Source organism: Stenotrophomonas sp. AG209, from assembly GCF_003550055.1.
Classification (GTDB): Bacteria; Pseudomonadota; Gammaproteobacteria; order Xanthomonadales; family Xanthomonadaceae; genus Stenotrophomonas.
On record NZ_QXDB01000003.1, the window covers coordinates 1 to 22,708 of the forward strand.

General features: G+C 68.4%; 19 protein-coding genes. 12 read left to right on the top strand and 7 right to left on the bottom strand.

Annotated elements, in window-relative coordinates; genetic code table 11:
• Positions 1–439: 439 nt before the first annotated feature.
• On the bottom strand, positions 440–1,651 hold the full coding sequence (gene tyrS, locus DFO63_RS15085; RefSeq protein ID WP_049443457.1) for a tyrosine--tRNA ligase: 1,212 nt from the start codon (positions 1,649–1,651) through the stop codon (positions 440–442).
• 167 nt (positions 1,652–1,818) lie between these two features.
• Here tyrS and DFO63_RS15090 point away from each other — a divergent pair, with 167 nt between their 5' ends.
• Both DFO63_RS15090 and DFO63_RS15095 read left to right on the top strand, forming a co-directional pair.
• Positions 1,819–3,291, top strand: coding sequence for a peptidoglycan DD-metalloendopeptidase family protein (locus tag DFO63_RS15090; protein ID WP_014035710.1), 1,473 nt, complete (start codon positions 1,819–1,821; stop codon positions 3,289–3,291).
• 65 nt (positions 3,292–3,356) lie between these two features.
• Entirely contained in the window at positions 3,357–4,484 is a 1,128-nt protein-coding gene (locus DFO63_RS15095) for an anhydro-N-acetylmuramic acid kinase (RefSeq protein WP_101766369.1), read from the top strand.
• Positions 4,485–4,554: 70 nt separating this feature from the next.
• On the opposite strand, the gene DFO63_RS15100 is transcribed toward DFO63_RS15095, so the two are convergent.
• The 3 genes from DFO63_RS15100 to DFO63_RS15110 form a co-directional block, all read right to left on the bottom strand.
• Complete coding sequence (locus tag DFO63_RS15100) at positions 4,555–4,785, bottom strand: hypothetical protein (RefSeq protein ID WP_005420465.1); 231 nt, start codon at positions 4,783–4,785, stop codon at positions 4,555–4,557.
• A gap of 78 nt (positions 4,786–4,863) precedes the next feature.
• On the bottom strand, positions 4,864–6,168 hold the full coding sequence (locus DFO63_RS15105) for an MFS transporter (protein ID WP_014035708.1): 1,305 nt from the start codon (positions 6,166–6,168) through the stop codon (positions 4,864–4,866).
• On the bottom strand, positions 6,165–6,965 hold the full coding sequence (locus DFO63_RS15110; protein ID WP_004153871.1) for an exodeoxyribonuclease III: 801 nt from the start codon (positions 6,963–6,965) through the stop codon (positions 6,165–6,167). Before DFO63_RS15110 ends, DFO63_RS15105 begins: the two co-directional genes overlap by 4 nt.
• Positions 6,966–7,127: 162 nt before the next feature.
• Here DFO63_RS15110 and pyrE point away from each other — a divergent pair, with 162 nt between their 5' ends.
• From pyrE to DFO63_RS15150, 8 genes are all read left to right on the top strand, one after another.
• Complete coding sequence (gene pyrE, locus DFO63_RS15115) at positions 7,128–7,787, top strand: orotate phosphoribosyltransferase (protein WP_119007274.1); 660 nt, start codon at positions 7,128–7,130, stop codon at positions 7,785–7,787.
• A gap of 18 nt (positions 7,788–7,805) precedes the next feature.
• A complete protein-coding gene (locus DFO63_RS15120; protein WP_014035706.1) occupies positions 7,806–8,471 on the top strand; it encodes a hypothetical protein in 666 nt (221 codons plus the stop codon).
• Between the two features lie 174 nt (positions 8,472–8,645).
• Positions 8,646–8,738, top strand: a complete 93-nt coding sequence (locus DFO63_RS15125) for a potassium-transporting ATPase subunit F (RefSeq protein ID WP_005407770.1) — start codon at positions 8,646–8,648, stop codon at positions 8,736–8,738.
• 12 nt (positions 8,739–8,750) lie between these two features.
• Complete coding sequence (gene kdpA / locus DFO63_RS15130) at positions 8,751–10,460, top strand: potassium-transporting ATPase subunit KdpA (protein WP_119007275.1); 1,710 nt, start codon at positions 8,751–8,753, stop codon at positions 10,458–10,460.
• Positions 10,461–10,470: 10 nt separating this feature from the next.
• The gene (gene kdpB, locus DFO63_RS15135) at positions 10,471–12,528 is read left to right on the top strand and encodes a potassium-transporting ATPase subunit KdpB (RefSeq protein WP_101764781.1); all 2,058 of its coding nucleotides are present in this window, start codon (positions 10,471–10,473) and stop codon (positions 12,526–12,528) included.
• Positions 12,525–13,175 (top strand): potassium-transporting ATPase subunit KdpC, encoded by a 651-nt coding sequence (gene kdpC, locus DFO63_RS15140; protein ID WP_101764780.1) that lies wholly within the window; start codon positions 12,525–12,527, stop codon positions 13,173–13,175. The genes kdpB and kdpC overlap by 4 nt, the downstream gene beginning before the upstream one ends.
• A gap of 51 nt (positions 13,176–13,226) precedes the next feature.
• Positions 13,227–15,887 carry a sensor histidine kinase KdpD gene (locus DFO63_RS15145; protein WP_049443450.1) on the top strand — a complete coding sequence of 887 codons (2,661 nt, stop codon included), beginning with the start codon at positions 13,227–13,229 and terminating at the stop codon, positions 15,885–15,887.
• Complete coding sequence (locus tag DFO63_RS15150; RefSeq protein WP_049443449.1) at positions 15,868–16,581, top strand: response regulator transcription factor; 714 nt, start codon at positions 15,868–15,870, stop codon at positions 16,579–16,581. The genes DFO63_RS15145 and DFO63_RS15150 overlap by 20 nt, the downstream gene beginning before the upstream one ends.
• Before the next feature lie 313 nt (positions 16,582–16,894).
• On the opposite strand, the gene DFO63_RS15160 is transcribed toward DFO63_RS15150, so the two are convergent.
• The 3 genes from DFO63_RS15160 to coaBC are packed head-to-tail and all read right to left on the bottom strand — an operon-like array spanning position 16,895 to position 21,015.
• Positions 16,895–19,243, bottom strand: coding sequence for a phosphomannomutase/phosphoglucomutase (locus DFO63_RS15160; protein WP_119007276.1), 2,349 nt, complete (start codon positions 19,241–19,243; stop codon positions 16,895–16,897).
• A gap of 12 nt (positions 19,244–19,255) precedes the next feature.
• Positions 19,256–19,729 carry a dUTP diphosphatase gene (dut, locus tag DFO63_RS15165; protein WP_014035700.1) on the bottom strand — a complete coding sequence of 158 codons (474 nt, stop codon included), beginning with the start codon at positions 19,727–19,729 and terminating at the stop codon, positions 19,256–19,258.
• Positions 19,726–21,015 carry a bifunctional phosphopantothenoylcysteine decarboxylase/phosphopantothenate--cysteine ligase CoaBC gene (gene coaBC / locus DFO63_RS15170; RefSeq protein WP_049443447.1) on the bottom strand — a complete coding sequence of 430 codons (1,290 nt, stop codon included), beginning with the start codon at positions 21,013–21,015 and terminating at the stop codon, positions 19,726–19,728. The genes dut and coaBC overlap by 4 nt, the downstream gene beginning before the upstream one ends.
• A gap of 199 nt (positions 21,016–21,214) precedes the next feature.
• Between coaBC and DFO63_RS15175 the strand changes: the two genes are divergently transcribed.
• Together DFO63_RS15175 and radC are read left to right on the top strand one after the other, a co-directional pair.
• Positions 21,215–21,841: a response regulator transcription factor gene (locus tag DFO63_RS15175; protein WP_101764779.1), complete on the top strand. Its 627-nt coding sequence runs from the start codon at positions 21,215–21,217 to the stop codon at positions 21,839–21,841.
• A 70-nt stretch (positions 21,842–21,911) separates the two neighbouring features.
• Complete coding sequence (gene radC, locus DFO63_RS15180) at positions 21,912–22,616, top strand: DNA repair protein RadC (RefSeq protein WP_014035697.1); 705 nt, start codon at positions 21,912–21,914, stop codon at positions 22,614–22,616.
• Positions 22,617–22,708: the final 92 nt, after the last annotated feature.

The following is a 22,708-nucleotide window of genomic DNA, read 5'->3' on the forward strand; positions in this document are numbered from 1 at the left end:
TAGTTGCTTGATCAAACGTCTGCAAGATGGACAATCATCCTTCCTGCAGGCGCCTTCACAAGATACCTGCGCATACTTTCAAAGATCCGGGGAAGCGGCCTCAGCGCCGTTCCCGTATGCTGCGAAGTTTCCTTCGTAGCGAGCCGCCCATTATGCCAGACTTTTTCAGTCCGTCAACACCTTCGTTCGATCATCTCGTTCGGCGGTGGTGGGCGCCCTGTTGTCGCTGAAGCCCCTTGGTGGCGACCCCTGCGACGGGGGAGGAGAAGTATGTCCCCATTTGCATCATTTGTGAAGGGGGTGTGGCGATTTTTTTCAACGGATGTTGCATCCGTTCATCCATCGCGCTGCGGTAGGAACCCGCGAAGCGCAGCCAAGCGTGGGCTTGGCTCTACAAGAGCATTAAGGAAGGGCCGGCTGCGCCGGCCCTTCCTTTGTCTCAGGCAGCGACCAGGCGCACGCGGGCGAAAGTTCGCTTGCCGACCTGCAGCAGGCCCTCGAAGCCCGGCTGCAGCACCTGTTGGCCATCTTCGACCACTTCACCGTCGACCTTGACCGCGCGCTCCTTGAGCTTGCGGTTGGCTTCGGAATTGCTCGGGGTCAGGCCGGCCGCCGTCAGCAACGCGGCGATACGCAGGCCCTCGGCCGGGATCGCCACGTCCTGCAACGGCAGCTGGGTGATGTCGCCCTGCCCGGTCACCGCCGCTTCCCAGCCGGCAATCGCCTGCTCGGCCGCCGCAGCGTCGTGGAAACGGGTCGCCAGTTCACGCGCCAGGCGCAGCTTGACCACGCGCGGGTTCAGGCCGCCATTGGCCACCTGCTCGCGCAGCTGCATGGCTTCGGCCTGGCTGATGTCGAAGGACAGCAGCTCGATCCAGCGCCACATCAGGGTGTCGTCCACCTTCATTGTCTTGGTGACGATGTCGATGGCCGGCTCGCTGATACCAATGTAGTTGCCCAGCGACTTGGACATCTTGTTGACGCCGTCCAGGCCCTCCAGCAGCGGCATGGTCAGCACCACCTGCGGCTTCTGGCCGTGGTGTTCCTGCAGGCCACGGCCCATCAGCAGGTTGAACTTCTGGTCGGTACCGCCCAGTTCGACGTCGGCCTCCAGGGCCACCGAGTCGTAGCCCTGCACCAGCGGGTACAGGAACTCATGGATGGCGATGGACTGCTGGGCGGCATAGCGCTTGGCGAAGTCGTCGCGCTCGAGCATGCGCGCCACGGTGTGCTGGCCAGCCAGGCGGATCATGTCGGCCGCGCCCATCTTGCCGAACCACTCCGAGTTGAAGCGGACTTCGGTACGGCTGCGGTCCAGCACCTTGAACACCTGTTCCTCATAGGTACGGGCGTTGGCCAGCACGTCGTCGCGGCTGAGTGGCTTGCGGGTCAGGCTCTTGCCGGACGGGTCGCCGATCATGCCGGTGAAGTCGCCGATCAGGAAAATGACCTGGTGGCCGAGGTCCTGGAACTGGCGCATCTTGTTCAGCAGCACCGTATGGCCCAGGTGCAGGTCGGGCGCGGTGGGGTCGAAGCCGGCCTTGATCCGCAACGGGCGGCCTTCCTGCAGGCGCGCACGCAGATCCTCGAGCTTGAGGATCTCGTCGGCACCACGGCCGATCAGGGCAAGGGCTTCTTCAATCGAGGACACGTGACTACTCCCGGCAACGCCGATTCTTGTGTGGGGTGTTAAAGCAAAGTTAACCCGATTGGCTTCACAAAAGCCAATGGGCACAAGGGTTTGACGCGGTTTTCTCAGGTGTCTATGGTAACCGGCGATCAGGCCCGCGCTCCCGGGCCGCCAGGAAAAAACCGCCGATGCACAATTCCGAACAAGGGCGCGCACGCAAGCAGCGCTTCCAGGAACGCCTCCACGTCCTGCACGACAACGCCCTGCATCGGAAGCTCAGGCAACACCTTCCCGCCGCCTTCAATGAGCGCTGGACGCGCCGCCATTGGATGCACGCCAGCCTGTTCGCGACCATCGGCGCCCTGGTGGCGACGATCGTCCCCGGTTTCTCGCACACCATCGATGCGCCTTACGCCGACAGCCACACCAGCCTGGCGCTGCCGTTGCCGCCGCTGACCATGGCCCGCCAGCAGCAGGTGCCTGGCGATAGCTGGCAGGTGCTGCGCGTGCAGCGTGGCCAGACCCTGAGCGACCTGTTCGACAAGGCCGGCATTCCGGCCACCACCCTGCACCGGGTACTGGACCATCCCGGCGCACGCGAGGCGCTGACCAAGCTGCGCCCCGGCGCCGAGATCGCCTTCGACATGCCGCTGTCCGGCGACCTGCGCAGCATCCGCTTCGACCGGGATGCCGACAACCGGGTGGAACTGAGCCTGGCCGGCGACGACATCAAGGAAAAGGTGACCAGGCGCGAGACCTCCACGCGCACCGTGGTCACCAGCGGCGAGATCACCAGTTCGCTGTATGCCGCCGCCCGACGGGCCGGGCTGTCGCCGTCGGCGATCGCGACGATGACCGACGACATCTTCAAGTACGACATCGACTTCTCCAAGGACCTGCAGCCGGGCGACCGCTTCAGCGTGGTGATGGATGAAACCTGGCGCGAAGGCGAGAAGGTGGACACCAGCAAGATCCTGGCGGCGACCTTCACCACCGGCGGCAAGACCTACTCCGGCTTCCGCTTCGATCGCAACGGCAAGTCCGAGTACTACGACATCAACGGCCGCTCGCTGAAGAAGAGCTTCATCCGCATGCCGATCCCGTTCGCGCGGCTGAGCTCGACCTTCGGCGCGCGCAAGCACCCGGTGCTTGGCAAGATGCGCATGCACAAGGGCGTGGACTACGCCGCGCGCACCGGTACCCCGATCATGGCCGCCGGCGACGCCCGCGTGCAGTTCGCCGGCGTGCAGAACGGCTACGGCAATGTGGTGATCCTCGACCATGGCCGCGGCCACACCACCCTGTACGGCCACATGTCGCGCTTTGCGAACATCAGGACCGGCCAGCGCGTGGCCCAGGGCACGGTGATCGGCTATGTCGGCTCGACCGGCCTGGCAACCGGCCCGCACCTGCACTACGAATTCCGCGTCAACGGCGAGCACCGCAACCCGCTGACCGTGACCATGCCGCCGCCGGAACCGCTGAAGGGTGCCGAGCTGGTCGCCTTCCGCGCGCAGACCGCACCGGCCATGGCGCGCATCCAGGGCATGGAGAAGCTGATCTACGCCGATGCCAGCCCGGCACCTACCAGCCGCGACGAGGCCGCCCCCGAAGTGGCCAGCGCCAAGGACAAGCAGGCGACCGGCCGCAAGCGCGGCTGAGCCCCTGCGTTGACGAGGAAGGACGCGGCAGCCCAAGCTTGCCGCGTCCTTTTTTTATGCCTGCCATGAACACGACTGCCGACGCTGACGCCCCCCTGTACCTTGGCCTGATGTCGGGCACCAGCGCCGACGGCATCGACGCCGCGCTGGTGCAGTTCCCCGCCGGCGGTGGCTGCCGCTTCGTGCACGGCCTGACCGCCCGCTGGGAGCCGGTGCTGCGCGCGCGGCTGGTGGCGCTGGGCGAAGGTGGCCCGCTGGATTCGCTGGAGGAGCTGGGCGAGCTGGACGCGCGGATCGCGATCAACTTTGCCGGGGCCGCCAACCAGCTGCTGGCCGAGGCCGGCGTGGATCGCAGCCAGGTGCGCGCGATCGGCTCGCACGGCCAGACCGTGCGCCACCGCCCGCTGGCCAATCCCGCCTTCACCGTGCAGCTGGGCGACGGCAACCGCATCGCCGAACTGACCGGGATCACCACGGTGTCCGACTTCCGCCGCCGCGACGTGGCAGCCGGTGGCCATGGCGCGCCGCTGATGCCAGCCTTCCACCTGGGCATGCTGGGCACCGCCGATGAAGACCGCGCGGTGCTCAATCTGGGCGGCATCGCCAACCTGACCCTGATCCCGCGCGAAGGCGCGGTGCGGGGCTTCGATACCGGCCCGGCCAATGCGCTGATGGATGCCTGGTGCCAGCGCCACACCGGCCGCACCTTCGATGCCGATGGCGCGTATGCCGCCAGTGGTGCGGTGGACGAGGGGCTGTTGGCGGGCTGGCGTTCGGACCCGTGGTTCGCGCTGCCGCCGCCGAAGAGCACCGGGCGCGAGCAGTTCCACCTGGCTTGGGCCGAGGCACACATGGGGGAAGGCGAGTACGCCGCTGCCGATGTGCAGGCCACCCTGCTGGAGCTGACCGTGGCGACCGTGGCCGATGCACTGCTGGCGCAGCAGCCGCAGACCCGGCGCCTGCTGGTCTGTGGCGGCGGGGTGCGCAACCGGCAGCTGATGAAGCGACTGGCGGCGCGGCTGCCGGAGGTGCAGGTGGAGTCCAGCGCGGTGCATGGGCTGGACCCGGAGTACGTGGAGGCGATGGGCTTCGCCTGGCTGGCGCAGCGGACGATGGACGGGCTGGCGGGCAACCTGCCGAGCGTGACCGGGGCGAAGGGGCCGCGGATACTGGGTGCGATCCACCTGGCGTGAGGTGGTCATCCACGCATGGCGTGGATCTACCGGGAACGGCAGTCGAGCATGGCTCGACGCTACAAAGGCGCTAATCGAAGCCCTGCCCTGCGGGCAGGGCCTGCAGGGCGGCGATGGCGTCGGAGAGCGCGTCCACTTCGGGATCACCGAAGCCGGAGCGAACCTCCAGTTCACTGCTGAACAGGCCCTGCTCCAGCAAGGCGGCGCAGGTCTGTTCGTGGGTCCAGCCGCGGGCGACCGCGACTCGTCGGATACGTTCCAGCAGCAGCGGGTCCAGGTCCCGCAGCACAACGTCGGCCATGCTCACTTCCCCGTTCGCAAGGCACCGCCCCCTCGGCGCGTCGGGGGCGATGATCCCGCAGTCCGGGCGGGCAGGCAATCAGGCGACCGGCGGCGGCCCGCGGTCGGCGATCCGCGGCCACAGCCAGGCCAGCAGCAGCAGGGTCGGCACCACGGTGACCGAGCTGAGGATGAAGAACGTGCTGTAGGACGTGGCTTCGACGATGTAGCCGGAGACACCGCCGACGAACTTGCCGGGCAGGTTGGCCAGCGACACCAGCAGCGCGTACTGGGTTGCGGTGAAGTTGCGGTCGGTCAGCGACGACATGAAGGCGACCAGCACGGTGCCCGCAAAACCCTGGAACAGGTTGTCGGCACTGAGTGCGGCATAGAACGCCCACAGCTTGCCCGGGTTGTGCGCCATCAGCAGGAAGGCCAGGTTGGACAGCGCCACGCCCAGTGCGGCCACCAGCAGCATGCGGCGGAAGCCGAATGCGGCCACCGCGATGCCGCCCAGGAACGCACCACCGATCCCCATCCACACGCCGAACAGCTTGGAGACAGTAGCGATGTCGGCCTTGTCGAACCCCGAATCGAGATAGAACGGCCCGGCCATCACACCGATCACCTGATCGGGAAACTTGAACAGGCCGACGAAGGCCAGCAGCACCAGTGCCAGCGCCACGCCATTGCGGCTGAAGAAGCTGGAAATGGGCTGGATGAAGGCTTCGGCGATATCGATGCGGCGCTGCACGGCGGTGGCCGGGCGCTCCGGTTCTGCGCACAGCAGGGTGGTGACGATCGGCAGCAGCATCAGCGCGGCCATCGCCAGGTAGGCGACGATCCAGCCTTCGAACTGGGCCAGGTAGAGCGCGCCTGCACCGGCCAGGATCAGGCCGATCCGGTAGCCCAGCGTATAGGTGGCCGCCAGCGCCGCCTGGGCGGCCTGCGGTGCGATCTCGATGCGATAGGCATCGACGGCGGAGTCCTGGGTGGCGCCGGCGAACGACGCCACCAGCACCCACATCACCAGCGGCCAGACACCCTGTTCGGGCCGCACGAAGGCCAGTGCGACCAGGCCGACCAGTACCAGCGCCTGCGACACCAGCAGCCACGAACGGCGGCGGCCGAGCCCGCCCAGCAGCGGGAAGGCATAGCGGTCCAGCAGCGGCGCCCACAGGAACTTGAGCAGGTAGAAGAAGCTGGCCAGGCTGATCAGACCGATGCTGCCCAGGTCCAGGCCGACGTCGCGCAGGCGCGTGGACAGCGTCTGCGAAGCGATCAGCAGGAACGGCAGGCCACTGCCGAAGCCAAGCATGGCCATGGTCAGCGCCGACGGGGTACCGAAAGCGCGCTTGATTCCGGCCCAGCCCTTGTAGCTGACCGGCGTGGCAGCCTCGGTCACAGGTCGTAGTCCACGATGAACGGGGCGTGGTCGGAGAAGCGCTCGTCGCGGTAGATCGAGCAGCTGCGCAGTCGGTCACGCAGGCCCGGGGTGATGAACTGGTAGTCGATGCGCCAACCGACATTGTTGGCGCGGGCTGCGCCGCGGTTGCTCCACCAGGTGTAGTCCTCGCCGGTGGGGTTGAGCAGGCGGTAGGCATCGGCCCAGCCACGGCCGGCGCCGACATCGGTGGCCTGGCCATGGTCGGCGCACAGGGCGTTGAGCCAGTCGCGCTCTTCCGGCAGGCAGCCGGAGTTCTTCTGGTTGGACTTCCAGTTCTTGATGTCCAGCGCCGAACGCACGATGTTCCAGTCGCCGCACAGTACGTAGTCGCGGCCGCTGCGCGCCCACTCCTCGAGGATCGGCCGCAGCCATTCCATCACTTCGAACTTGAAGCCCTGGCGCAGGTCGCCCGAGCTGCCCGACGGGATATAGAAGGAGACCACGCTGAGGTTGCCGTAGCGCGCCTCGATGTAGCGGCCTTCGTCGTCGAACGGAGCCCAGCCCAGCGAGGTGATGACCTGGTCCGGCTCGCGCTTGCTGTAGATCGCCACGCCGCTGTAGCCCTTCTTGGTGATGGCGTCGCGGTAGAAGCAGTGGTGGCCGTCCGGACGGAACATCGGGTCGGTCAGCTGGTCTTCCTGGGCCTTGGTTTCCTGGATGCACAGGACGTCGGCGTCCTGGGCACGGAACCAGTCGAGGAAGCCCTTGGTCGCGGCGGAACGGATGCCATTGGCGTTGAAACTGATGATGCGCATGCGGGGGACCTGCGGCGGGAAACCGGGCAAGCATACCGGTTGCCCGCAGGGCTGCGCAGTCCGCCGGGCCGGGCCCGGACGCCTTTCACATGGCGCTGGACGAGCGCGAAACGCCCAGCTGGATTAGGATTTGTGCTCCAAATGAAGATGAATCGAGTTTTGATGAGCGACCACCGCCACCGTTTCCTGCAGCTGGCCCTGACCGCCGATGCCCTGCGCTTCGGCCAGTTCACCCTCAAGTCCGGCCGGCTGAGCCCCTATTTCTTCAACGCCGGTCGTTTCGACTCCGGTTCGCTGCTGTCGCAGCTCGGCGCGTGCTACGCCGATGCCATCGATGCCACCGGGATCAAGTACGACGTGGTGTTCGGCCCGGCCTACAAGGGCATTCCGCTGGCGACCGCGATGGCCTGCGAGCTGGCCCAGCGTGGCCGCGACCTGCCGCTGTCGTTCAACCGCAAGGAAGCCAAGGACCATGGCGAGGGCGGCCAGCTGATCGGCGCCGACATGAACAGCAAGCGCGTGCTGATCGTCGATGACGTGATCACTGCCGGTACTGCGATCCGCGAAGCGCTGGGCATCATCCGCGCCGCCGGCGGCACTCCGGCCGGCATCGTGGTGGCCCTGGATCGCCAGGAGATCGCCTCGGAAACCGACCGCCGTTCGGCGGCGCAGTCGGTGGCCGAAGAGGCCGGCATTCCGGTGATCGCCGTGGCATCGCTGGCCGATCTGCTTGATTTCGCCTCCGGCAACCCGGAACTTGTCGGTTACCGGCAGCCGCTGGAAGCCTACCGGGCCCAGTACGGCGTCCGTTCGATCCGCTGACCGACCAGGGGAAAGGTCATGTCCCGAGTTCCTGCTGTTCTCTTTGCCGGCCTGCTGCTGGCCGTGCCGTTCACCGTGCCGGCGCAGTCGCGCGACGGCGGCAAGGTGGAAAAGAAGCTGTACTGCTGGAACGAGGGCAAGGAGCGGATCTGCAGTGATTCGCTGCCGGCCGATGCGGTCAATCATGCCCGCGAGGAATTCAACGCGAAGAGTGGCCTGCGCAATGCGCAGGTCCAGCGCGCGTTGACCGACGAGGAGCGCGCCGCGGCCAGCACCGTGGCGCAGCAGCAGCAGCTGGACCTGATGGCCGAGCAGACCCGCCAGCGTACCGAGCAGGCGATGCTGTCCACCTATGGCAGCGAGGACGACCTGCGCCGGGTGTTCGCCGAACGCCAGGAAGTGCTGGACAACAACCTGAAGACCGCCGAGTACAACGTCACCAGCCTGCGCGAATCGCTGGTGGCGCTGCTGTCGGCGGCCGGTGACCGTGAACTGGCCGGTGGCAAGGTGGCCGACAAGCAGGCCGAGGCGATCCGCCAGCGGCACGTGCAGCTGCAGGCGCAACAGCGACTGCAGGCCGGGTTCCTGCAGCAGCAGCAGGCGCTGAAGGCCGAGATCGACAGCACCCTGCAGCGCTATCGCGAGCTGAAGGGCGTGGCGCAGGCGGCGGTCCCGGCGGGCTGACCCCGCTTCCGTCGCCGGGCATGGCCCGGCGCTACCCGGGGCCTGGTTACGGGTTGGCCCACGGAATTTATGCACTCTTTACGCGTCGGCCCGGTCCGGCGCGTAGTGCGTTTATGGGCGGCAGGACGACGATGACGGCCTGAGGTGGAGGGGTTCCACCAGGACGCTATTGCAATGTCCCCCTGGCTGTCGTTGTTGTGTGGCGTGCTGGTGCTGGTCGCCGCCGCCTATCTTCTTTATGTCGTGCTGCGGCCCGAGTCGTTCTGAGCGGAGCCGGCCATGACTGAGATGCTTGTGATTATTGCCGCCAGCCTCCTGCTGGCGTGGCCGCTGGGCCTGTACCTGGCCCGCGTGATGCGTGGCACGCCGATGAAGGTCGACGTGCTGTTCCACTGGATCGAGAAGCCGCTGTACAGGGTGTTCGGCGTCGATCCGTCGCGCTCGATGTCCTGGCGCGGCTACGTGCTGGCCTTCGTGCTGAGCAACGTGGTGGTCGCTGTGTTGACCCAGGCGGTGTTCATGACCCAGGCCTGGTTGCCGCTGAATCCGGACCAGATCCCGAACATGCGCTGGGACACCGCGCTGCACACGATGATCTCGTTCCTGACCAATACCAACCAGCAGCACTATTCGGGCCAGGCGCAGCTGTCCTACCTCTCGCAGATGACCGGTATCACCGGCCTGCAGGTGGTGACGCCGATGATGGGCCTGGCGCTGGCGGTGGCGACGCTGCGCGCGTTGTTCTCGCGTGCGCCGCAGGCTACGGCGGCCACCGGTACCGGCGATGACCGCCAGGTGGCGGTGGGCAACTACTACGTGGACGTGGTGCGCCTGTGCGTGCGCTTCCTGCTGCCGCTGTGCCTGGTATGGACCCTGTTGCTGACCAGCCAGGGCGTGCCTTCGACGATGGCCGGTGGCCCTCAGGCCACGCCGATCGACGCCAGCGCCGGCATGGCCGAACAGAAGCTGCCGCTGGGCCCGGTGGCGGCGATGGTCGCGGCCAAGCAGCTGGGTGCCAACGGTGGCGGCTGGTACGGCCCGAACAGCAGCTTCCCGCTGGAGAACCCGACCCCGCTGTCGAACGCGCTGGAAATCGTTGGCATCCTGCTGGTGCCGATGGCGGTGATCTTCATGATCGGCGCGTTCACCGGCCGGCGTCGTTTCGGCGCCCTGGTGTTCTGCTGCATGCTGGGCATGTCGCTGCTGTCCACCGGCGCGATGATGTGGAGCGAAGGGCATAGCGCCAGCGCCGCCACCCCGCTGCTGATGGAAGGCAAGGAAGTGCGCTTCGGCGCCGACGGCACGGCGCTGTGGGCGGCGGTGACCACCCAGGTCTCCAACGGCTCGGTCAACGGCATGCATGACTCGCTGGCGCCGCTGAGTGGCGGCATCGCGATGGTCAACATGCTGGTCAGCGCGATCTGGGGCGGCATCGGCTGCGGCCTGCAGCAGTTCATCGTGTACCTGCTGCTGGGCGTGTTCCTGGCCGGGTTGATGACCGGGCGTACGCCGGAACTGTTCGGCCGCAAGCTGGAGACGCCACAGGTGCGCCTGCTGGCCCTGCTGGTGCTGCTGCAGCCGATCACCCTGCTGGTGTTCACTGCGATCACCCTGGCCGTGCCCGGCCTGGCCGGCACCTCCAACCCCGGCTTCCATGGCATCAGCCAGGTGTTCTACGAGTATGTTTCGGCCTACGCCAACAACGGTTCGGGCTTCGAAGGGCTGGGTGACGCCACGCTGTGGTGGAACCTGAGCTGCTCGCTGGTACTGCTGCTGGGCCGTTTCCCGCTGCTGATCATTCCGCTGGTGGTGGCCGCACAGCTGGCTGCCAAGCGCCAGGCCCCGGAGTCTGCCGGCAGCCTGCAGATCGAAACCCCGACCTTCGCCCTGACCCTGGTCTCGGTGATCGTCATCCTGACCGTGCTGCAGTTCATGCCGGCGCTGGTGCTCGGCCCGATCGCCGACCACCTGAGCCTGGGACTGCACTAAGGACACCCTGATGAGTACCCAAGCAAGTTCAACCCGTAGTACCCATGCAGCGCGCCCTGCCCTGCTCGATGGCGCCGGCCTGCGCCGTGCGCTGGTCGAAGCGGTGCGCAAGCTGTCGCCGATGCATCTGGTGCGCAGCCCGGTGATGGCGGTGGTGATGGCCGGCACGATCGTCGCCGCGATCGTCACCCTGACCGGCAATGCGCCGCTGGGCTTCGGCCTGGCAGTGACCGCGATCCTGCTGGTGACCGTGCTGTTCGGCAACTTCGCCGAGGCGGTGGCCGAAGCGCGTGGCCGTGGCCAGGCCGCTTCGCTGCGCCGTGCCCGCCAGGACCTGGTGGCACGCCGGCTGGCGGCGCCGCAGCCAGGCGCGGCAGAAGCCCAGGTGCCGGCCGCCGAGCTGCGCCCGGGCGACCATGTGATCGTCAGTGCCGGTGAGCTGGTGCCGGCCGATGGCGAGATCGTGCAGGGCCTGGCCACCATCAACGAAGCGGCGGTGACCGGCGAATCGGCACCGGTGCTGCGCGAGGCCGGTACCGACCGTTCCGGCGTGATCGGCGGCACCAAGGTGCTGTCCGACCAGATCATCGTGCGGGTGACCGCCGAGCCGGGCCACAGCTTCCTGGACCGGATGATCGCGCTGGTGGAGGGTGCCAACCGCCAGAAGACCCCCAACGAGATCGCGCTGACCCTGCTGCTGGCGGCGATGACGCTGACCTTCCTGGTGGTGGTGGCCACGTTGCCGGCCATTGGTGCCGCGGTCGGCGTCAAGGTCGATCCACTGCTGCTGATCGCGCTGCTGGTGTGCCTGATCCCGACCACCATCGGCGGCCTGCTGCCGGCGATTGGTATTGCCGGCATGAACCGTGCGCTGGCCGCCAACGTGCTGGCCAAGTCGGGCAAGGCGGTGGAAGTGGCCGGCGACGTCGACGTGCTGCTGCTGGACAAGACCGGCACCATCACCTACGGCGACCGCCAGGCCAGCCACTTCCATCCGCTGGCCGGCATCGACGCCAGCCAGCTGCGCGAGGCCGCACTGCTCTCTTCGCTGGCCGACCCGACCCCGGAAGGCAAGTCGATCGTGCGCCTGGCGCGCGAACAGGGCTGCGCCACCGCCGAGCCGGACCATGCCGACTACCTGGCCTTCAGTGCGCAGACCCGCATGTCTGGCGTCGATCTGGAACATGGCCGGCAGATCCGCAAGGGCGCCGCCGATGCGATCCGTGCCCACGTCCAGGCGCTGGGCGGCAACGTGCCGGCGGAACTGGCCGGTCGCGTCGAGCAGGTCGCGCGCAATGGTGCCACCCCGCTGGTGGTGGCCGAGGGCCGCCATGTGCTGGGCGTGATCGAGCTGTCGGACGTGGTCAAGCACGGCATGCGCGAGAAGTTCGCACAGCTGCGGGCGATGGGTATCCGCACGGTGATGATCACCGGCGACAACCCGCTGACCGCCGCCGCCATCGCGGCCGAAGCCGGCGTTGATGACTACATCGCCGAGGCTCGCCCCGAAGACAAGCTGGCACGCATCCGCCAGGAGCAGGCCGGCGGCCGCCTGGTGGCGATGGTCGGCGACGGCACCAACGACGCCCCTGCGCTGGCGCAGGCCGACATCGGCCTGGCGATGAACTCCGGCACGCAGGCGGCGAAGGAGGCCGGCAACATGGTCGACCTCGATTCGGACCCGGCCAAGCTGCTGGCGGTGGTGGAAGTGGGCAAGCAGCAGCTGATCACCCGCGGCGCGCTGACCACCTTCTCGCTGGCCAACGACGTCTCCAAGTACTTCGCGATCCTGCCGGCGCTGTTCGCCGCTGCCGTTCCGACCATGGCCGCACTGAACGTGATGCAGCTGTCGAGCCCGCGCAACGCGGTGCTTGCAGCGCTGATCTTCAACGCCCTGGTGATTCCCGCCCTGATCCCGCTCGCCCTGCGTGGCGTGCGCTTCCGCCCGGCCACCGCCACCGCGCTGCTGCGCCGGAACATGCTGGCGTACGGCCTCGGCGGCGTTCTGCTGCCGTTCGCGGCAATCAAGCTGATCGACCTCCTTCTTGTCCTGGTATTCGGCGCATGAACCGTTCTGTGTCCACCTCATCTTCCCTTCCGCGCGACGCCAAGGCCGAGGCCCGCGTGGCCAGCCTGCAGGATGGCGCCAGCTGGCGCCCGGCGATCGGCCTGGGCCTGGCTACCCTGCTGCTGGCCGGCGCGGTCTACGCCGGCATCGCCACCGGCTTTGCCGGCCTGGCCTACCCGACCCAGGCCGAAGGCAGCCTGCTGCGCGATGACAGTGGCCAGGTGCGCGGCTCGGCATGGCTGTCGCAGCCGTTCACCGGTGACGGCTACTTCCAGGCACGACCGTCGGCCGCCAACTACGACCCGATGGCCGCGGCCGGTTCCAACCTGGCGCGCAGCAACCCGGCGCTGGCCGAACGTGTTGCCGCCAGCACGGCTGCAGTGGCCGCGCGCGAAGGTGTCGCTCCGGCGCAGGTGCCTGCGGACCTGGTCACGCAGTCCGCCGGTGGACTGGATCCGCAGCTGTCGCCGGCGGCGGCGCAGCTGCAGGTGGCACGCGTGGCGCGTGCCCGCGGCCTGCCGGTGGAGCGCGTGCAGGCCTTGGTGCAGGCGAATACCGAAGGGCGCCAATGGGGCCTGTTCGGCCAGCCGCGGGTGAACGTGGTGACGCTGAACTTCGCGCTGGACCATGCGGCCAAGGCGCCGTGATGCCGGCCTGCATCGGCTGCGCGCACAATGGCGGCCATGACAGCGGCCCCCATGACTGATGCACGAACCCGCCAGGCCGACGCCCTGGTCGAAGGCCTGCAACGCGAAGCCGGCGGCAAGCTGACCGTGTTCCTTGGCGCGGCGCCGGGCGTTGGCAAGACCTACACCATGCTGACCCGCGCGCAGGAACAGCTGCGCCGCGGCGTTGACCTGGTGGTCGGGCTGGTGGAAACCCATGGCCGTGCCGATACCCAGGCGCTGCTGGAGGGCCTGCCGCAGCTGTCGTTGAAGGAAGTGGCCTACCACGGCCACACCCTGCAGGAGATGGACCTGGATGCCGTGCTGGCACGGCATCCGGCGCTGGTGCTGGTGGATGAACTGGCCCATCGCAATGCGCCCGGCAGCCGTCATGAGCGGCGCTGGCAGGATGTGATGGAGCTGCTGGACGCCGGCATCGACGTCTGGACCACGGTCAACATCCAGCATCTGGAAAGCCTCAACGACGTGGTGATGCGGATCACCGGCGTGCGCGTCAGCGAGACCGTGCCGGACGGTGTGCTCGACCGCCTGCACGACATCGTGCTGGTCGACCTGCCGCCGCGCGAACTGATCGCGCGCCTGCAGCAGGGCAAGGTCTATGTGCCGGAACAGGCCGCACAGGCCCTGCAGGCGTTCTTCTCGCCGGCCAACCTGACCGCGCTGCGCGAACTGGCGATGCAGGAAGCCGCCGACCGCGTCGACAGCAGCCTGCGCGAGACCCGCGCCGCGCGTGGCGAAGGCAATCTGCCGTTGCGTCGCGGCGTGCTGGTGGCGATCGATGGCGGCGGTCAGAGCGAATACCTGGTGCGCGTGGCGCGTCGCATCGCCGAGCGCCGCGACGCACCGTGGACGGTAGTGACCGTTCAGGGCCGCCGTCAGGATGACGCGACCCGGCGCGAGATCGATGCCGCGTTCGCACTGGCACGGCGGCTGGGCGGCGACGCCGAACTGCTGCACGGATCGAGCATCGCCGATGCTCTGCTCGACCACGCCGCACACAACGGCGTGTCGACCCTGGTACTGGGCCGGACCCGTGAACGGCCGCTGGCGCGGATGTTCAACCGCACCCTGACCCAGCAGCTGATCCAGCGCGGCGCGCATTACGAGATCACCATCATCAGCACGCCGCAGGCACGTGCGCGCTCGCGCCGCGAGGGCCTGCTGCCGCCGGTGCGCGGCATCAGCTACGAACCGGCGCAGGCACTGATCGCTACCGCGCTGGCCTGTGCGGTGGCCTGGCTGGCCGAACGCTGGGTGGGCATGGCCGACCTGTCGATGGTGTTCATCGTCGCGGTGGTGCTGGTGGCTGCGCGCACGCGCGCCAGCGTGGCGGTGATGGCGGCGATCCTGTGTTTCCTCGCCTACAACTTCCTGTTCATCGCACCCCGCTTCACCTTCGCCATCGGTGCACGCCAGGGCGTGATCACCGTGTTCCTGTTCCTGGCCGCTGCACTGGTGGCCGGGCGCCTGGCCTCGCGCCTGCGCATGCAGGTGATTGCGCTGCGTGCGGCCAACCGCCATGCACGTGCGCGCCAGCAGCTGGGCCGTCAGCTGGCCAGTGCCGCTGGCAATGGCGAGGTGGCACAGGCGGGTCGACATGCGCTGGAACAGGCGATGGACGTGCCGGCGTGGCTGCGGATCGGCGCGGATACCGCAACCGGTGGCCGCAGCCAGCCCGGTGACACCGACCTGGCCGCCGCCGATTGGGCGCTGCGCCACGGCCAGCCCAGTGGCCGCTTCACCGACACCCTGGCCGGTGCGCAGTGGTGGTTCCTGCCACTGCTGGATGGCGAAGACCGCGCGATCGGCGTGGCCGGCCTGTACCTGCCCGGCGCACAGGCGCGCCTGCTGCCCGAACAGCGGCAGCTGGCCGAAGCAATGGTCGACGACATCGCCCAGGCCGCGCTGCGCACGCGGCTGGTGGCCGAACTGGAGCAGGCGCACGTCAGCAACGAGACCGAGCGACTGCGCTCGGCGCTGCTCTCCTCGGTGTCGCACGACCTGCGCTCGCCACTGGCGGCGATGATCGGTTCGGCCGACAGCCTGGCCAGCTACGGTGCGGCGATGGACACGGCTGATCGCCGCGCCCTGCTGGACACCATACTGGTCGAGGGCGAACGGCTGGACCGCTACATCCAGAACCTGCTGGACATGACCCGCCTCGGCCATGAAGGGCTGAAGATCAACCGCGACTGGATCGGCGTGGACGAGCTGATCGGCTCGGCCGCGCGGCGTCTGCAGCGCTACCAGCCCAAGGTGCGGCTGGAACTGGACATTCCGTCCACGCTGGCGCCGATCTGGGTACACCCGGCACTGGTCGAACAGGCCGTGTTCAACGTGATGGAGAACGCGGCCAAGTTCTCACCGCCCGACGCCGCCGTGCAGGTACAGGCGCGCGAACTGGACGGCCAGCTGCGCATCGACGTGATCGATGCCGGCCCCGGCATTCCCGACGACGAGCGTGCGCGCATCTTCGACATGTTCTACAGCGTCGAGCGTGGCGACCGCGGCCGCCACGGCACGGGCCTGGGCCTGACCATCTGCCAGGGCATGATCGGCGCGCATGGCGGCAGCGTGCAGGCGCTGCCTGGACGCGACGGTCGCGGTACCCTGATCCGCATCACCCTGCCCCTGCTCAAGCCAGCCTCCCACGATGAGCCCGACCCCGATTGACGCCAGCGTGCCGGCCGCGCGCGTGCTGGTGATCGATGATGAAACCCAGATCCGCCGGTTCCTGGACATCAGCCTGCGCGCGCAGGGCTACCAGGTGCGGCAGGCGGCGACCGGCCAGGAAGGCCTGGAACTGGCCGCCAGCGAAGACATGGACCTGGTGATCCTGGATATCGGCCTGCCGGATATGGAAGGCCACGAGGTGCTGGAACAGCTGCGGCAGTGGAGCCAGGTACCGGTGATCATGCTGACCGTGCGTGCGGGCGAAGCCGAGAAGGTGCGCGCACTGGATACCGGCGCCAACGACTACGTGACCAAGCCGTTCGGCACGCAGGAGCTGATGGCGCGCGTGCGGGCGCTGCTGCGCACGCGCAGCGTGCCGACCGATGGCACACCGCCGGTGTTCGACGATGGCCACCTGCACGTGGACCTGGTGCGTCGCGAAGTCGCCCTCGAGGGTGAACCGGTGGCGTTGACCCGCAAGGAATACGCGTTGCTGTCGCTGCTGCTGCGCAATGCCGGGCGGGTGGTGACCCAGCCGCAGATCCTGCAGGAGATCTGGGGGCCGACCCATCAGCACGACACCCACTACCTGCGCATACTGGTCGGCAAGCTGCGGCACAAGCTGGGTGATTCAGCGCTGGATTCGCGCTACCTGTTCACCGAGCCGGGCGTGGGACTGCGGTTCAAGGGGTGAGGGTGTGCCGACCCACGGTCGGCACCCACCATGCGTGGATGAATATCCATCGAAGAGCATCCACGCATGGCGTGGATCTACTGTGTCGACCAAGGTCGACACCTACCAACAGCACCAGGAAACTGTCAGACGTGGGGCGGTGTCGGAGTGCGGGGTGTCAGCCGCATGGATGCGGCTGCCAAGCCTACAGGGACGTACTTGCGGCGTCCCCGCACTCCGACACCGCCCCACCATCCCGCGGATAGCCCGCTTTTGATGTTGATGTTGCTGTTGCCGTTGCTTCGGCGGGTGCCGGGCGCAGCCCGGCCCCACCTCAGAACCCCAGCGGGGTGTCGCCCAGCACCGGCTGCAGCTGGCTGCGGAACAAGGCCTTGATGCGCTCCAGTGCGGCCTCGTCGTTGCCTTCGAACCGCAGCACCAGCACCGGTGTGGTGTTGGAGGCGCGTACCAGGCCCCAGCCATCGGCGAAGTCCACGCGCAGGCCATCGATGGTCGACAGGCGGCCCCCCACATACGGGTTGTCCGGCGACTGCGCCGCCGCCACCAGCATCGCCACCAGCGCATGCGGCGTCCCGTCGGCCACCGGCACCTTCAGCTCTGGCGTGGCGACCATCTCCGGCAGTTCGCCCAGCACTTCGTCCGGGGTTTCCTCGCGCTGGGCCAGGATCTCCAGCAGGCGCGCAGCGGCGTACAGGCCGTCGTCGAAACCGAACCAGCGTTCCTTGAAGAAGAAGTGGCCGCTCATCTCACCGGCCAGCTCGGCATCGGTCTCGCGCATCTTCGCCTTCATCAGCGAATGCCCGGTCTTCCACATCAGCGGGCTGCCGCCATTGCGCAGCACGTGGTCGGACAGCTTGCCGGTGCACTTCACGTCGTAGATCACCATCGCGCCCGGATTGCGCATCAGCACATCGGCAGCGAACAGCATCAGCAGGCGATCGGCGTAGATGATCTTGCCTTCGCCGGTGACCACGCCCAGCCGGTCGCCGTCGCCATCGAAGGCCACGCCGAGGTCGGCGCCGAAGCGCTTGACCGTCTGCACGAGGTCTTCCAGGTTGGCCGGCTCGCTCGGGTCGGGATGATGATTCGGGAAGGTGCCGTCGACGTCGCAGTACAGCGGGATGACGTCGGCGCCGATCGCTTCCAGCAGCTGCGGTGCCAATGCGCCGGCCACGCCATTGCCGGCATCGGCCACGACCTTCAGCGGACGGTCCAGCTGCACGTCATCGGCGATGCGCTGGATGTAGTCGGCACTGACATCGCGCTGCTGGTAGTCCCCCGGCTCGGCGGCCTGCACCAGGCGCCCTTCGACGATGCGCTGGTAGAGATCGGTGATGGCATCGCCGGACAGCGTTTCGCCGCCGATCACCACCTTGAAGCCGTTGTACTCGGGCGGGTTGTGACTGCCGGTGACCGCCACGCAGGTACCGGTACGCAGGTGGAAGGCGGCGTAGTACACGAGCGGGGTCGGCGCCAGGCCGATGTCGATCACCGCGCAGCCGGCACGGCGCAGGCCCTCGGCCAGTCCGGCCGCCAGCTCGGGTCCGGACAGGCGGCCATCGCGACCAATCACCACCTCGCGCAGGCCCTGCTCCAACGCCACGGTGCCGATGGCCTGGCCGATCAGCGCCGCGGTCTTCGGTGTCAGTTCGCTGCCCACCACGCCGCGGATGTCGTAGGCGCGGAAGATACCGGCAGCCAGTTCTTCGGCCGGCACCGGGGGCGGTGGCGGCGGCGTGGCATCACCACTGCTGGCTACGGCGGCCACCGGTGGCGGCGCCTGCTGCAGGCTCTCGCTCAGGGTCGGGCCATGGTCGGCCTCGGACGCGGCGGCGCGGCGCGGCAACGGCAGCGACTTCGGCAAGCGGCCGCGACCGACCACCAGCAACACGGCAATGAACGCCAGCAGCAACGCCACAATGGCGCTGGCCAGTGCGCCCAGGCCGAGCGGACCGGCTTCGACATTCGGTACCGACGCGACCAGCCGCAGCGGCGTGCCTGCAACCGGGCGCGCCAGGGCTTCCGCACTTTCGGCCAGGCCCGCGTCGCCCTGGGTGACCAGATCGAACCCACCCTGGCGCAGGCCAAGGAAGCCGGCGGACGGCGCGCGCACCTGGTCCAGCGGCGAGGTCAGCCGCAGCAGCGGTTGGCGGACATAGACGACGGCCGGCCCCAGGCTGCCCAGCTGCACCGGCGCGGCCAGGCCCAGGCGGTTGCCGCCGCCGTCGCGGACCACGCGCAGGCTTGGCCGGGCCTCGGCCAGCGCGGCTTCCAGCAGCGCCAGGCGGGAATACCCGAAGGTGGCCGGATCGGCATAGGCGTTGGTCAGATCGGCCGCCAGCACCTCGACCTGCTCGACCCCGGTCCAGCTCTCGCGCACGGCCAGCGCCGCCGCAGCGGCATCGCCGGCCTGCAGCGCCTGCTGCACGCGATCATTCTTCAACTGCTGCTGCAGCTGCTGCAGCTGGCCCGCAGCGGCCTGCTGCAGGCCCTGCACGGCCTGGTCACGCGCCTCTTCCAGCGCCTGCCCGTTGGCCTCCTGCCGCCATTGCTGCACCGCGCTCCATCCGAACCAGCCGGCCAACAGGATCAACAACACCCCCAGTAGAGGTGCACTGCGACCCAACGACCGTCCCCGCTGTCCTTCCCCGATGCCGCTCATCGATGTCCCCTGTCAACGCACCCCGGTATGGCCGAATCCACCCGCGCCCCGCACGCTGTCGGTGAAAGTATCCACCACCTGCAGGCTCACGCGGGCGATCGGAACCACCACCAGCTGCGCGATGCGATCGCCCGGCTCGATGGTGAAGGCTTCGCGGCCACGGTTCCAGACGCTGATCAGCAGCGGCCCCTGGTAGTCGGCATCGATCAGGCCGGTGCCGTTGCCCAGCACGATGCCATGCCGATGGCCCAGCCCGGAGCGCGGCAGGATCACCGCGCACAGGTTCGGGTCGGCAATGTGGATGGCCAGGCCGCTGGGCACCAGCGCGGTGTCGCCCGGCTGCAGGGTCAGCGCGGTATCCAGCGCCGCGCGCAGGTCCATGCCAGCGCTGGCCTCGGTGGCGTACGCCGGCAGCGGCCAGCTGTCGCCGAAGCGCGGATCGAGCAGCTTGACCTGCAGCGGGTGGGAAGTGGATGCCTGGGTCATGCCTGGAGTCTCCGCGCGATCAGCGCCAGCAGTTGTTCGGCCAGCTCGCGCTTGGAGGTGGCCGGGAATACCTGTTCACCGTCCTGCCAGAAGGCAGTGGCGGCATTGTTGTCGCTCTCGAAACCACCGCCACTGATGCCGACCTGGTTGGCGATCACCAGGTCCAGGCGCTTGTCGACCAGCTTGCCGCGTGCGTACTTCTCCACGTCGTGGGTCTCGGCGGCGAAGCCGACCACCAGCTTCAGCGACTGCGTCTGTGCGGCGACTTCGGCAAGGATGTCCGGGGTACGCACCAGCTCGATCACCAGCGACTGGCTGTCGGCGGTCTTCTTCAGCTTCTGCGCGGCGACCTGGCGCGGCGTGTAGTCGGACACCGCTGCGGCACCGATATAGATGTCGGCAGGCAGCGATTTCAGCACGGCATCGCGCATCTGCGCGGCCGAGCGCACGTCGATGCGCTGCACGCCCGGCGGCGTCGGCAGCTGTACCGGGCCGCTGACCAGCACCACCTGCGCCCCCAGCGTGGCGGCGGCAGCGGCCAGGGCGAAGCCCATCTTGCCGCTGCTGCGGTTGCCGACGTAGCGCACCGGATCAATGTCTTCGTAGGTCGGTCCGGCACTGATCAGCAGGCGCAGCCCCTGCAGGGCACGGGTTTCCGGCGCGGCAACCGTCGCAGCGGCGCCGCCATTGGCCACCAGCGCGGCCACGATATCGCCGGGTTCGGCCAGTCGGCCGGGACCGGATTCACCCTCGGCCAGCGGGCCATCGACCGGGCCGATCACCTGCGCGCCACGCTGGCGCAGCAGGGCGATGTTGGCCTGGGTGGCCGGATGCAGCCACATGCGGTGGTTCATCGCCGGGCAGATCGTCAGCGGTGCGGTACTGGCCAGGCACAGCGTGCTGACCAGGTCATCGGCATGGCCCTGGGCCAGCCGGGCCAACAGATCGGCCGTTCCCGGCGCGACCACGATGCGGTCGGCCCAGCGGGCCAGCTCGATGTGGCCCATGGCCTGTTCGGCCGCGCTGTCCCACAGCGTGGTGCGGGTCGGCTGCCCGGACAGGGCCTGGAAGCTGAGGGGGGTGACGAACTGCTGGGCGCCGGCGGTCATCGCCACCTGCACCTGGGCGCCCGCGTCGCGCAGGCGTCGCACCAGTTCCAGGGCCTTGTAGGCCGCGATCCCGCCTCCGACGCACAACAGCAGTTTCTGGCCTTCCAGCGCGCGGCTGGGCGCGGGGGAAGCGTTGGGGGAGTCAGCCACCTGGAATTCCTGTGCAAACGAGGGCATTAGCTTACCCGATGGTCGGTAATGTCCCGGTGCACAACGCACATAGCGGGCGGCTATCAGCAGATGGGACTTGCACCACGGCGCTTCCGGGGTTCAAGTCACTGCGATTCGGAACTTTCCTATACCTGTAGGCCGATCACGTTTGCAGAATCGTCAGTGGCCACCGCAGGTGTGCCGCTTCGCTTTTCGAGGATTCCGCGTGCACCCGCGCATCATCATCGCCGACGACCATCCCGTCGTCCTGCACGGCATCCGCATCGTGCTGCAGACCCACCTGATGGAGGTCGTCGGCAGCGCGCGCGACGGCTCCCAGCTGCTGCAGCTGGTCGAGCACCACGGTTGCGACGCGGTACTGACCGACCTCTCCATGCCGGGCACCGGCCCGGATGGCCCGGAACTGATCGCTGAACTGCGCGCACGCCACCCGGGCATGCCCGTAGTGGTGCTTACCGGCGCCCGCCATCCCGGCCTGCTCGATGGCCTGCTGCGCGAGGGAGTCAGCGGTCTGGTCGACAAGTGCGCCGATTTCGGCGAGCTGCCGCAGGCCTTGAACGCGGCCATGGCCGGGCAGGTGTTCGTCTCGCAGCAGCTGCGCCACCACCTGCAGGCGCGCGACCTGATGTTCGCGCGTGAACCGGCGGCGCTGTCGGCCCGCGAGCAGGAAGTGCTGGACCTGTTGGCCGCCGGGCTGAAGGTGAACGCCATCGCCGTCCACTGCGGCCGCAGCCCGAAGACAATCAGCCGGCAGAAGGCCGAGGCCAAGCGCAAGCTGGGCCTGCAGAACAACCAGGAGCTGTTCGCTTATCTGCAGTCACGGCGCGACTGAGGCAACAGCCTACCCCGCCGCGCGCCCTGCCCTGATGGGACGCACTACCCGCGCTGGCGATGATGCAGGCATGCCCATCCATGACTGGCCCGAACAGGAACGTCCCCGCGAGAAGCTGATCGCACGCGGCCCCGCCACGCTGTCCGACGCAGAGCTGCTGGCGCTGTTCCTCGGCTCGGGTTTCGGTGGACGCGACGCGGTGCAGACCGCGCGCGACCTGCTGCAGGCGCATGGTCCCCTGCGCGTGCTGCTGGACCGCCCGGCCCGCGAGCTGGCCCGGTTGCCGGGGCTGGGCCCGGCGCGAAGCTGTGCACTGGCCGCCGGGCTGGAGCTGGCCCATCGCTACCTGGCCGCCGAACTGCAGCAGGGCGAGGCAGTCGGCAACAACCCGGCCGCGGTCGGCCGCTACCTGCAGCACCGCCTGCGCGGCCAGGCCCGCGAGATCTTCATGGCGCTGTTCCTGGACAACCGCCACCGCCTGATCGCCTGCGAGGAGCTGTTCCAGGGCACCATCAATGCCGCCCCGGTCTATCCCCGCGAGGTGGTGCGGCGGGCCCTGCTGCACAATGCGGCAGCGGTGATCCTCAGCCACAATCACCCTTCCGGCGACCCTGAGCCCTCCGGCGCCGACACCCGCATCACCGATGAACTGCAGCAGGCGCTGGCCCTGGTGGACGTGCGCCTGCTGGACCACTTCGTGGTCGGCGAGGGCCGTCCCGTTTCGTTTGCTGAACGGGGCCTGCTGTCCCCGCCCCAGCCGCGCCTGTTCGGCTGAACAGCCTTGGCCAAGGGCGGGCGGGCGCCCCCGCAGGCATGTTCTGGTCAGCGTGGGCGCGGGTATCTGCGCTAAAATGGGCGATTCCGCCG